The organism is Bacillus cereus group sp. MYBK95-2, from assembly GCF_051915225.1.
Taxonomy (GTDB): Bacteria; Bacillota; Bacilli; order Bacillales; family Bacillaceae_G; genus Bacillus_A; species Bacillus_A cereus.
This window is the reverse complement of sequence record NZ_JBQAEH010000001.1, coordinates 519409-531977: the sequence shown is the minus strand read 5'-3', so window position 1 is coordinate 531977 and position 12569 is coordinate 519409. Positions and strand designations below refer to the sequence as shown.

Here is a 12569-nt window from a genome sequence, read left to right as displayed (position 1 = left end):
AAAAATACGACTCATCCTTATAAGGAATGAGTCGTATTTTTATTATGAGCAATTACGTGGTTAACAGCATCTTTGACGTGATTTACTACATAGTGAGCGTGTTTTTTTACTGCATCATCTGCTTGCGACATAGCAAAACTGTGAGGAGTTAAAGAAAACATAGGAATGTCATTATAAGAATCCCCTATACAAGCAATTTCCTCAGGTTTTATTTGAAACTCATTTAATAAAACAGAAATGGCAGAGCCTTTACTAACATTCGGTGGCATTACATCTAAACATTGTTCTGCTGAGATGAAAGTACTAACTTTCCCGTGGAATTTTTCATCAATTTTTTTCTGAAGGAGTTGTAAGCTCTCCTTTGTTCCACCGACAGAAATTTTATTTGGGAAAATTGTATCATCAATCTTCTGTAGTAAGTTTGGTTCTTCAACAGAAGTCATAGTTACTTGTTGTTCAAGTTCTTGAATGAAAGGTGTTTTCTCTTCAATGTAATAATTATGCTCATCACTTACATAACGGAAATAAGGATCTTCATTCGTCATAGCTAACAAATCGGGAAGTATGCTGGAATCAAAAGTTGCAGATAATAGTTGTTTATTTTCATGTGTATATACAAAAACACCATTTACACTAATGCGATGAAAATTTGTATTTACAGCTTTCATTAAGTCTGCAATTTCATTATCAAGTCTTCCGGAAGCGAAGCAAAGAATAACATTTTGCTCGGCAAGGCTGCGCAGTGCCGCAACATCTTGTTCGTCAATAAGACCTCCGTGTTGCATCATTGTACCATCGATATCACTTACAAACATTTTAATCATGCTGTTATCTCCTTTCTATGTACAGTTGCTCTTACATTATACGCATCATATATAAACATGTCTAAAAAATGAATTTTTATTAAATGGCAGATGTTTTACATTGACGACAAAGAAGAATATTCTGTAACATAAAAGTAGGCTATTTAAGTACGAGGGTGGTGTTATATGAGTAATTATCTAGAAATTAAAAAAGTTTTAAATAATAATGTCATCATTGCTAGCCATCCGGAACACGAGGAAGTAGTAGTGATTGGTAAAGGAATTGGATTTGGGAAAAAAGCGAAAGATGTATTGGAGCAAGAACAAATCGAAAAGATGTTTGTCTTAAAAAATGAACGTGATCGTGAACAATACAAATTATTAGTGCCGCATATTAGTGAAAAATTAATTGAATTGATGAACGATATTATGCTGTACATTCAAGGGAAAGCGAAATCGCCACTAAATGAACATATTCATATTGCGTTAACAGATCATATTTCATTTGCGATTAAAAGGTTAAAACAAGGACTTACAATTGATAACCCTTTTTTAGTTGAAACAAAAATGCTCTATCCAAAGGAATATGAAATTGCGGAAGGTGTTGTAGAACTTTTAAATTCTCGTTTGCAAATTACATTGCCAGAAGGAGAAATTGGTTTTATTGCACTTCACATTTACAGTTCGCTTACAAATTCTGATTTATCTTCAGTTAATCAAAACTCCCGTCTCATTGCACAACTTGTATCTTTAATTGAGACAAACTTACAAATTACATTAGATCAAGAGAGCATTCATTATTTACGTCTTATTCGTCATCTTCAATATGCTATTGAGAGGGTGAAAAAAGGAGAAAAAGTAGAGGAATCGCAAAGTTTTGCTGATTTATTAAAGGCGGAGTATCCAGCTTGCTATAACTTGGCTTGGAAGCTAGTTAAGGTCATGCAAAAAGAGTTGCAACTACCTGTATATGAAGCTGAAAGTATTTATTTAACGATGCACTTGCAACGCTTAGTAAAGGCAGAGCATGTGTAAAAAGCCATATATTTTTGTCTAAAATGAAAACGTTAAAAAAAATGATTGAATCGCTTACAATAGTTATGTATAATAACTATTGCAAAGTTATACAAATTTCGACAAACACATTAAGGTGAGTAACGAAAACGTTTGCCTTAATTATAGTGAACTTATACGTAAACCTATTTTTGACACGTGTTACTGATTCGATCAGGCATGAGTGGAGAAAAGTAAGGAATGTAAGCTAGAGAAAGGGATATACTACCCTTTGTATAGCTATCGTTCTATCTTTTTTTCCTCATGTCTTTTTGGCGTTTGTCGGAAGGTATCAATATAGATAAGAGAGGAAGGGTTTCCATGTTTAAGAAGATCTTTGGTGTTCTTCAAAAAGTCGGAAAAGCGTTAATGCTTCCAGTAGCGATTTTACCGGCGGCAGGTATTTTACTTGGATTTGGTAATGCATTTCAAAATCCACAGTTAACAAATGTTATTCCTGCTTTAAAAGCAGATTGGTTCGTAATGGTTGCAAAAATTATGGAACAATCTGGTGATATTATTTTCGCTAACCTTGCATTATTATTCGCAGTTGGGGTAGCAATTGGTTTAGCTGGTGGAGACGGAGTAGCTGGTTTAGCAGCATTCGTCGGCTACTTAATTATGAACAAAACGATGAGTGTGTTCTTAGAAGTAGATAAGCTAGTGAAAGTAACAAGTTCTGGAGCAGACCCAGTAAAAATTGGATTTGCAGATCCAGCGTATGCAAACGTATTAGGTATTCCAACGCTACAAACAGGGGTATTTGGTGGTATTATCGTCGGTATAGTAGCGGCATATTGCTATAATAAATACTTCAATATTGAATTACCATCATACTTAGGTTTCTTTGCAGGTAAGCGTTTCGTACCGATTGCAACTGCAACATTCTCTTTAATAGTAGGTATTATCATGTGCTTCGTTTGGCCATACATTCAAGGTGGCTTAAACACGTTCTCACATCAAATGATTGATGCAAATAGAACAATTGCAGCATTTATATTCGGTTTAATTGAACGTTCATTAATTCCATTTGGATTACATCACATTTTCTATTCACCGTTCTGGTTCGAATTCGGTCAGTATACAAATGCAGCTGGCGAATTAATCCGTGGTGACCAAAAAATCTTTATGGCACAGTTAAAAGACGGTGTAGAATTAACAGCAGGGACATTTACAACTGGTAAGTATCCGTTCATGATGTTCGGTCTTCCAGCAGCAGCTTTAGCAATGTACCATGAAGCACGTCCAGAAAATAAAAAATTAGCAGCAGGTATTTTAGGTTCTGCAGCATTAACATCTTTCTTAACAGGTATTACAGAGCCACTTGAATTTTCATTCTTATTCGTAGCGCCAGTATTATTCGGAATTCACGCTGTATTTGCTGGTCTATCATTTATGACAATGCAAATTTTAGGTGTTAAAATTGGTATGACATTCTCTGGTGGTTTAATTGACTTCCTATTATTCGGTGTACTACCAGGCCGTACAGCATGGTGGTGGGTAATTATTGTTGGTCTTGTACTAGCAGTTATTTACTACTTCGGATTCCGCTTTGCAATTCGTAAATGGAATCTAAAAACACCTGGTCGTGAAGTGGCAAATGCAAATGACGGCGCAGGAAAAGCAGAAGCAGGCGAACTCCCTCGTGAAGTATTAGTAGCACTTGGTGGTAAAGAAAACATTGCTTCTTTAGATGCTTGTATTACTCGTTTACGTGTTCAAGTTAACGAACAAAAGAATGTAAACAAAGACCGCTTAAAAGAACTTGGAGCAGCTGGTGTACTTGAAGTTGGAAATAACATTCAAGCTATTTTCGGACCGAAATCTGACACATTAAAATCACAAATTCATGATATTATGTCAGGTCGTACACCTCATGTTGAAAAAGAAGAACCTGTAAAAGTGGAAGAAACTCCTCAAAAAGTTGATGAAAATGAAACAATTGTATCACCAATCGAAGGAAAAATCTTACCAATTACAGAAGTACCTGACCAAGTATTCTCAGGAAAAATGATGGGAGACGGATTTGCAATTGAGCCAACTGAAGGAACAGTAGTTTCTCCAGTGAACGGTGAGATTGTCAATGTATTCCCTACAAAACATGCGATTGGTATTCAATCTGAAGGCGGAAAAGAAATTTTAATTCACTTCGGTATTGATACTGTAAAATTAAATGGTGAAGGTTTTGAAGCGCTTGTAGCACAAGGCGACAAGGTGAAACAAGGCCAACCATTATTAAAAGTAGATCTTGCATTTGTAAAAGAAAATGCACCATCTATCATTACACCAATTGTCTTTACAAACTTACAACAAGGGCAACAAGTCGAATTGAAAAAAGATGGAAATGTTAAGAAGGGCGAAACCGCTATTATTGACATTCAGTAGGAATTTGACGCAAAATGTTTATAATTATAATAGGCGATGTGGTTGACCGAACATCGCCTATTATATACAATAGATGATGTAGTACTCACGTCTATACAACTAAAAAATACTGTAATTTAAAGGAGATAAATTATCATGGAAAAAATCTTTAAAGTAACTAGCGACTCAGGAATTCATGCTCGTCCAGCAACTCTACTTGTAAACACTGCAAGCAAATTCGGTTCTGATATTAACTTAGAGTATAACGGAAAGAACGTTAACTTAAAATCAATCATGGGCGTTATGTCTTTAGGCATTCAACAAAACGCAGAAATTAAAATCACTGCAAATGGTGATGATGCAGCTCAAGCACTAGCAGCTATCGAAGAAACTATGAAAAACGAAGGATTAGGAGAATAATGACTCTTAACATTCAAGGGATCGCTGCATCAAGTGGGATTGCTATTGCAAAGGCTTTCAGACTTGAAAATCCTGAATTTAACATCGAAAAGAAATCAATTACAAACGAAGCTGCAGAAATTGCACGCTTAGACGCTGCGCTTGAGAAAGCAAAAACTGAATTAGAAGCTATTAAGGACCACGCATTTGCTGAGCTAGGTGCTGACAAAGCTGCAATCTTTGAAGCACATTTATTAGTGTTAAATGATCCAGAACTAGTAAACCCAGTAAAAGATAAAGTAAATAGCGAAAAAGTAAATGCTGAATTTGCAATGGATGAAGTTGCATCAATGTTTATTTCTATGTTTGAAAACATGGATAACGAATATATGAAAGAACGTGCTGCGGACATTCGTGACGTAACAAAACGCGTTCTTGCACATTTACTAGGAATTAACTTCTCAAATCCTGGTACAATTTCTGAAGAGGTAATCATCATTGCTGAAGATTTAACACCATCTGATACAGCTCAGTTAAACCGTAAGTATGCAAAAGGTTTCACTACTGATATCGGTGGACGTACATCTCACTCAGCAATTATGGCTCGTTCTATGGAAATTCCAGCTGTTGTTGGTACAAAAGTTGTTATGGAGAAAATCCAAAATGGCGATATCGTTATCATTGACGGTTTAGATGGAGAAGTAATTGTAAACCCATCAGAAGAAACTCTTCGTTCGTTTGAAGAAAAGAAAGCGAAATTTGAAGAGCAAAAAGCTGAATGGGCTAAATTAAAAGACCAAGCTACTGTAACAAGTGACGGACATCACGTTGAGCTTGTTGCAAATATCGGAACACCAAATGATGTACAAGGTATTATCGATAATGGCGGAGAAGGCGTTGGCTTATACCGTACAGAATTCTTATACATGGGCCGTGACAATCTTCCAACAGAAGAAGAGCAGTTCGAAGCGTATAAAGCAGTTCTTGAAGGTGTAAAAGAAGGTCAACCAGTCGTTGTTCGTACACTTGATATCGGTGGAGATAAAGAGCTTCCATACTTACATTTACCAAAAGAAATGAACCCATTCTTAGGATATCGTGCAATTCGCTTATGTCTTGATGAGCAAGATGTGTTCCGTACACAACTTCGTGCATTACTTCGTGCTAGCGTATACGGTAACTTAAAAATTATGTTCCCAATGATTGCAACTCTTGATGAGTTCCGTCAAGCGAAAGCAATTTTATTAGAAGAGAAAGCGAAACTTGTAGAAGCGGGTACAACTGTTTCTGATTCTATTGAAGTTGGTATGATGGTTGAAATCCCAGCTTCAGCAGTATTAGCAGATCAATTCGCGAAAGAAGTTGACTTCTTCTCTATTGGAACAAATGATTTAATCCAATACACAATGGCTGCAGACCGTATGAACGAACAAGTATCATACTTATACCAACCATATAACCCATCTATTTTACGTCTTGTAAAAATGGTTATCGATGCTGCTCATAAAGAAGGAAAATGGGCTGGTATGTGTGGTGAGATGGCGGGCGATTCACTTGCTATCCCATTACTATTAGGATTAGGGTTAGATGAGTTCAGTATGAGTGCAACATCTATTCTTCCTGCAAGAACACAGCTAAGCAAGTTGTCAAAAGCAGAAATGGAAACATTAGCAGAAAAAGCATTAATGATGTCAACTGCTGAAGAAGTTGTTGAACTAGTTAAAAGCATCTAATTAATAAAAAAACCTGAGTCGATTTGAAATCGGTCTCAGGTTTTTTCTATGAGAAAAGTAAATCTTATTTGCTTACTATCGAGGATAAGAGACAGAATTAGATAGCGATTGCAACGATATCAGTTGGGCATACACGTAAAATACCAGTAAAAGTATTTCGATTTTGATTGTTCTTATCGTCTTTATTGTTATCTTTGTTGTCTTTGTCATTACGAGCTAAAGCAGAGAAAAGAGCAACACCGTTAGCGAAACCTTCAAAAATTACATTGTTGAAAGTACCATTACCTCTAATGCTTAAAAGAGAAAGTTCTGTTCCAACTGAAATGCTAGCAAGTACGTTACATACAGCTGGTTGTTGTGGTCTAACCTCTCTCTCTCTCTCTTTCTCGCGATGGTCGCGCTCTCTTTCATGATGATGACATTCTCTAAAGTTATCACAGCATCCAAATGATCCAAACATAATCCTCATCACCCCCTTCACACTTATAATCTATGTAAGTTCGGTAGTTAGTGACTGGACAGAGAGTGGAATTTTTTCTAGGGGATTTTCTCATTTTAAATGACTAGCTGGGTGTTTAGTATGGAATGATGTTTAAAATAGGTGGAATATAACAAAAAAATGTAAAAACCACCGAAATAAATGAAATGGGTAGCCTTTACACTTTTTTACTTTTATATAAAACGATGATATATACAGGAAGAGCTAGGAGTAGTGGTACAATGGATCGTGCAGTATGTTTTTCTGATTCTAATTGGAATGCTTCTTCTTTTGGAAATTGTAAAATGGAGATGTTTGCGGCATCACCAATAAAATATAGAAGCAGTACAGTTACTATGTAACATAAAAGTGCGATAAAGCTTCCGTATGAACTCAATGAAAATCCCTCTCTTGTTATCTATTTGTTATCATTGTATCACAATTGTAACAAAAATACACGGGTATATTTCAACGCCTTAACAAAATTCGACACGAAACGTCACGTTTATTTATGAGAAGGGAATAGAATATACTTTTCCATAAGTATAAATGTCGAATGATTTGTAGTAATATTACAAAATTATGACAGGGAATAAAAAAACGAAGGCAATGTAGTTGCCTTCGTTTTTTATTATTTTGCCCACTCGCTTACTTGCTCTACGCTCATGCGAGGTGCAGGGTGGCCTTTTAAAGTTGATTCACCAATTGTAATAAGCATAATAGGAACGTAACGAGATGAAACGTTAAATTCGTCTGTCAGTGCTTGTGGATTGAAGCCACCAATAGCACAAGTATCCCAACCAGTTGCTTTAGCTGCAAGCATAAGTTGCATTGCTGCTAAAGATGCATTTGAAAAGGCAGCATCTCTTGGGAATTGTTCACGAGCATATGCAGATTCAATATTTTTAGCTAAGCGTTCTTTTGCTTCTTCTTTCATAAATCCCTGTTCTACAATTGGACCATATACTGGCTCAACATTTTTATAAGCTTCTAAATCACCTAAAATAGCGACTACTGCAGAAGCATCAAGAATTTGTTGTTGGTTATAAGCTATTGGGTGTAATCGTTTTTGTACATCTTCACCTTGAAAAACAAGGAATTTCCAGTGTTGTAAGTTCCAAGCGGAAGGTGCTTGTGCTGCTGCTTTTAAAATCTCATGTAATTCTGTAGATGAGATTTCTTTATTTGGGTTGAATGCACGTGTAGATGTGCGTTCATATAGAACGTTAAAAAAGTTGTCGTTTGTCATAATATATCCTCCAAATTGTATATAAAATTATCGGGAAAACGCAATGTATATTACTTACATTTTGTAAGTTATCGAATTTAAGAATATAATATCTTTATTTTAATTGTCAAGTTTTAAGAAATAAGCTAGGGCATTCATACAAACGATATAATTCCTATAATCATACACTAAAAAAGGAATTTATAGAGTGAAAAGGGAAGATAACATTCTCAATTAGCTTGTTAATATGTATTTCTCACAAATTAAAGTTTATTGGAGAACAGTCTTTTAAAAATGTTTGTGAGGAATTCAGTAGAACAAGATATATGAAGTGAGTGAAGACTAGTGATGAACATACTACATTTTTTATTAGAGAATACGGTTTTCCAAAATGTGTTACAAGATCTGCAGTTAAATGTCCTTTATATAGAAAATGGATGTAAACATCAACAAACGATAGAAAATATCCATCCAAAATGTATGTTTATAGCAAATAGTTTTGAAGAGGGCGAACTATTATTTCAAAGAACGAAACCGCACATTATAATTATGTATGTAACAGATTATTCTCAAATAAAATATATAAAGAATATGTATACCTCGCAAAGTACATTCATTGTCATTTGGGATCAACAAATAACAAAGGAATTTACAGATGTACTTGCATTAGGAATACGTAATATTGTAATAGCCCCTGTAACTCCGCAAGCAGTGTTAGAAGAAGTGAATAAGAGTTTGTATCAACTTTCTTTAGTAAGGCAAGTTAGTTTACAACAGGAACTGCTTCAAACGATGTTTGATTTTCAAAATGATTTATTATTTATAGTAGAAGATGATGAAATTGTTGATTGTAATACAAATTTTTTAACGTTTTTCGGATATGAAAATTTGTTTGCCTATCGCGAGCAACATTTAGTATTTGCTGAACATTTTATTAGAGAAAATGGATACTACTCGACGACGCATGATATAACATGGCTAGACGATACTTTATCAAGCGGTAGAAGAATTAAGATGTCAAATTATGAAGGGGCAGTATCTACTTTTCTATTACGTGCGACACCATTGCCAGAAGATTTATCAAGATTTATTGTAAAGTGCACGGAAATTACAGAATTAGATGAAATCTATCAAGAACAAGAAAGACTTGCTATGATAGATTCATTGACAGAGATTTATAATCGTTTAAAGTTTCAACAAATACTAGAGGTAGAATGGGAAAAGGTAATACGTAATGATGAGAAAATAGCAATTATTTTATTTGATATAGATAATTTTAAAACAGTTAATGACACATATGGTCATGATTTTGGCGATTTGGCATTAATACAACTTGCAGAGCTTATGAAATCTAAAGTGGAGCAGCAACATGTATTTGCAAGATGGGGAGGGGAAGAATTCATTATATTAGTGACAAATACAGTAGAAAAGGAAGCATTTCAAGTTGCGGAATCATTACGATTCTTCATTGAAACAAAGCAATTCACTGGAATTTCGAAGTTAACAGCTAGCTTTGGGGTTGCGTTATATGAACAAGGAACTACAAGAGAAGAATTAATGCAACGAGCGGATATTGCATTATATGAAGCGAAAAAAAATGGAAAGAATCAAGTATGTGTGTATAGAAAAGAAAAAATGTGATTTTTCGCAACAAATTGTTGCGATTTTTTTTTATTGTTTGATAATAGAATAGGGGGACAATTTTTAGCGAAGGAATTATGGAGGATCAATATGATAAAAAAAGTAATGGTGGTGGCTTCACTGTCTGCTATAGTTGGCGGCGGAGTATACTATTTTCTTGTTAGCCCCAATATAAAGGAAAACACTGTATTAACAACTAAAGTGAATCCTACTATTGAATCGGAAGTACAAGGGAATATAGAAGAAAAAGAAGAGCAACAAATTGATTATGCTAGCATATCTCAAAAATTAGATCAATATTTAGTCGGAAAGCAATTCAATGGAACAGTTTTGGTAACAGATAAAGAGCATGTTATATTGAATAAAGGATATGGGTATGCTGATGTTCAAAATAAAATAGAAAATACGCCTCAAACAAAATATCGTATCGGTTCTATTACGAAAACAGTCGTTGCCACATCTATTTTACAGCTGCAAGAACAAGGGAAATTGAATATTCAAGATAATGTAAATAAATATATTCCTTCATTTCCGGAGAATAAAAATATTACGCTATATCATTTATTAACGCATACCTCTGGTTTACCTGAACACGCAAAAGGCAATATTAATGCGGCTTCCCGCTTACAATTAATTAATTGGATTGGACGTCAAAATTTAGAATTTCCTGCAGGAACAGGTTGGAGATATACAGATTATAATTATATGGTGCTTGCTTATATAATAGAACATATATCGAAAAAACCTTTAGGAGATTACATAAAAGCAAACATATTTGTAAAAGCAGATATGCATGAATCCGGTATGGGAAATATGGTACCTGGAGATAAAAATTTTACAAAGGGTTATGTGAAAAAAGATCAAGAGCTTGTACCAGCGCAGAAGTTAGGCATGGATTGGCTATATGGTTGTGGTGAGATGTATACGACAGTTGGAGATATGAAGAAATTAGACGAAGCAATTATAAATGGAAAACTTCTTTCTGAACAAAGTATACAAGCAATGTTTTCACCTTCAGCAGAACGGAAATATGCATTTAGTTTTTATATATATCCAGATTATTTTCATAATCATGGTGTATTATCTGGTTGGAACACTTTCAATAATTTTAATAAAGAAAAAGGAACTTTTGTTATTTTATTTTCAAATGTGAAAAATAGTATGGATGATGACTTTAATAAAGAGTTCCGAAAGATGGTAAATGATTTATTAGAACAAAGGGGATGAGAAAATGGAACATAAAACTTTATCAATAGGTTTCATTGGTATTGGCGTAATGGGAAAAAGTATGGTTTATCACTTAATGCAAGATGGTCATAAAGTATATGTATATAATAGAACGAAAGCAAAAACAGATTCTTTAGTGCAAGATGGTGCAAATTGGTGTAATACGCCAAAAGAGTTAGTAAAGCAAGTTGATATTGTAATGACAATGGTTGGATATCCACATGATGTAGAAGAAGTGTATTTTGGTATAGAAGGAATTATAGAACATGCAAAAGAAGGTACGATAGCAATTGACTTTACGACATCTACACCTACTTTAGCAAAACGGATTAATGAAGTTGCAAAAAGCAAAAATATATATACGTTAGATGCACCTGTCTCAGGAGGAGATGTTGGTGCGAAAGAAGCAAAACTCGCAATTATGGTAGGTGGGGAGAAAGAAATATATGATAGATGCTTACCTTTACTTGAAAAGTTAGGAACAAACATTCAATTACAAGGACCAGCTGGGAGTGGACAACATACAAAAATGTGCAATCAAATTGCGATTGCTTCCAATATGATTGGAGTATGTGAAGCTGTTGCTTACGCGAAGAAGGCTGGACTGAATCCAGATAAAGTGTTAGAGAGTATTTCAACAGGGGCAGCAGGTAGCTGGTCATTAAGTAATTTAGCTCCTCGAATGTTAAAAGGAGACTTTGAGCCAGGATTTTATGTAAAGCATTTTATGAAAGATATGAAAATTGCTTTAGAGGAAGCAGAAAAATTACAATTACCAGTCCCAGGCTTAAGTTTGGCGAAAGAATTGTATGAAGAGTTAATTAAGGATGGCGAAGAAAATAGTGGAACACAAGTACTATATAAAAAATATATAAGGGGGTAAACGAGGTGGACCTTCAAAAGTTTGATGAGATGATTGATACTGTACAGCGAGCTACTTGTATGCAAATTAATGAAAAACAAAAAGAAGCTTTTAAACAAAAATATGATTTTGAACCAGAATTTGAATATGGAAGAGATGAGAAGGGACATTATGTAATTCGAACCTCAAAAAAGATGTTAGAAGAAATGGAGTTTTATTTGGCATTGAAATATGATCGTGATGGAGTGGATCTTTATATGCAAGCTGAGATTGATGGTATATTTCATGTATCTGTTAGCTATGGTGAAGATGCCCTACATCTACAAGAATTGTTTCAATTTCTAGAAGAAAATAAATAAAAGTCCTCATTTGAGGACTTTTATTTATTTAGTCATCTTTAATTTTTATAATTATAAGTTAGAAGCGCGTCGGCATCGTTCAACCGGGAACGGGATAATTTGTGCGATGTGATTAGGACCAAATTGTTTTGTACGAGCATGGCGTATTATATAAAAAGCACACAGAATTGAAACAGGAATAGCGCCGAATAAACCAAATAATAAAGCGCTTACACAAGATGCGACAAATCCTAAAACACCAATTTCTAACTCTTCCATAATAGCTCCTAAAATAACAGGAAATGCTCCACATGTAACTCCAAGTATAAGTGCGATAAGTAAGCTCATGATTATCCCCCTCTGTTTGCGATATTATTTTCCTTCTAAGTTAATTGTAGTATATCACATATAAAACAGAATTTTCAGAAAAAATTCAATAAATG

13 protein-coding genes are annotated in these 12569 nt (G+C 34.6%); 8 read left to right on the top strand and 5 right to left on the bottom strand.

The features are described 5' to 3' along the window. Positions 1-17: 17 nt before the first annotated feature. Positions 18-824, bottom strand: coding sequence for a Cof-type HAD-IIB family hydrolase (locus ACTFN4_RS02605; RefSeq protein ID WP_000594243.1), 807 nt, complete (start codon positions 822-824; stop codon positions 18-20). A gap of 165 nt (positions 825-989) precedes the next feature. Between ACTFN4_RS02605 and glcT the strand changes: the two genes are divergently transcribed. The 4 genes from glcT (at position 990) to ptsP (ending at position 6352) form a co-directional block, all read left to right on the top strand. Further along, positions 990-1838: a glucose PTS transporter transcription antiterminator GlcT gene (gene glcT / locus ACTFN4_RS02600; RefSeq protein ID WP_000073860.1), complete on the top strand. Its 849-nt coding sequence runs from the start codon at positions 990-992 to the stop codon at positions 1836-1838. A gap of 339 nt (positions 1839-2177) precedes the next feature. Continuing rightward, on the top strand, positions 2178-4241 hold the full coding sequence (gene ptsG, locus ACTFN4_RS02595; RefSeq protein WP_000473178.1) for a PTS glucose transporter subunit IIABC: 2064 nt from the start codon (positions 2178-2180) through the stop codon (positions 4239-4241). Between the two features lie 135 nt (positions 4242-4376). Continuing rightward, a complete protein-coding gene (gene ptsH / locus ACTFN4_RS02590; protein ID WP_000411080.1) occupies positions 4377-4640 on the top strand; it encodes a phosphocarrier protein HPr in 264 nt (87 codons plus the stop codon). Further along, positions 4640-6352, top strand: a complete 1713-nt coding sequence (gene ptsP / locus ACTFN4_RS02585) for a phosphoenolpyruvate--protein phosphotransferase (protein ID WP_000174207.1) — start codon at positions 4640-4642, stop codon at positions 6350-6352. Before ptsH ends, ptsP begins: the two co-directional genes overlap by 1 nt. 97 nt (positions 6353-6449) lie before the next feature. On the opposite strand, the gene ACTFN4_RS02580 is transcribed toward ptsP, so the two are convergent. From ACTFN4_RS02580 to ACTFN4_RS02570, 3 genes are all read right to left on the bottom strand, one after another. Beyond that, a complete protein-coding gene (locus tag ACTFN4_RS02580; protein ID WP_000468041.1) occupies positions 6450-6812 on the bottom strand; it encodes a DUF3915 domain-containing protein in 363 nt (120 codons plus the stop codon). Positions 6813-7008: 196 nt separating this feature from the next. Further along, positions 7009-7227 (bottom strand): hypothetical protein, encoded by a 219-nt coding sequence (locus ACTFN4_RS02575; RefSeq protein ID WP_000100485.1) that lies wholly within the window; start codon positions 7225-7227, stop codon positions 7009-7011. Between the two features lie 234 nt (positions 7228-7461). After that, entirely contained in the window at positions 7462-8079 is a 618-nt protein-coding gene (locus ACTFN4_RS02570; RefSeq protein WP_000180387.1) for a nitroreductase family protein, read from the bottom strand. Positions 8080-8406: 327 nt separating this feature from the next. Between ACTFN4_RS02570 and ACTFN4_RS02565 the strand changes: the two genes are divergently transcribed. From ACTFN4_RS02565 to ACTFN4_RS02550, 4 genes are all read left to right on the top strand, one after another. Continuing rightward, complete coding sequence (locus tag ACTFN4_RS02565; protein ID WP_001023185.1) at positions 8407-9699, top strand: GGDEF domain-containing protein; 1293 nt, start codon at positions 8407-8409, stop codon at positions 9697-9699. Positions 9700-9789: 90 nt separating this feature from the next. After that, a complete protein-coding gene (locus ACTFN4_RS02560) occupies positions 9790-10926 on the top strand; it encodes a serine hydrolase (RefSeq protein ID WP_439962053.1) in 1137 nt (378 codons plus the stop codon). 4 nt (positions 10927-10930) lie between these two features. Next, the gene (locus tag ACTFN4_RS02555; protein WP_000400431.1) at positions 10931-11809 is read left to right on the top strand and encodes an NAD(P)-dependent oxidoreductase; all 879 of its coding nucleotides are present in this window, start codon (positions 10931-10933) and stop codon (positions 11807-11809) included. 5 nt (positions 11810-11814) lie between these two features. Beyond that, positions 11815-12147: a DUF3909 family protein gene (locus ACTFN4_RS02550; RefSeq protein ID WP_000365619.1), complete on the top strand. Its 333-nt coding sequence runs from the start codon at positions 11815-11817 to the stop codon at positions 12145-12147. Between the two features lie 51 nt (positions 12148-12198). On the opposite strand, the gene ACTFN4_RS02545 is transcribed toward ACTFN4_RS02550, so the two are convergent. Continuing rightward, the gene (locus ACTFN4_RS02545; protein ID WP_000054659.1) at positions 12199-12474 is read right to left on the bottom strand and encodes a hypothetical protein; all 276 of its coding nucleotides are present in this window, start codon (positions 12472-12474) and stop codon (positions 12199-12201) included. Positions 12475-12569 lie beyond the last annotated feature (95 nt).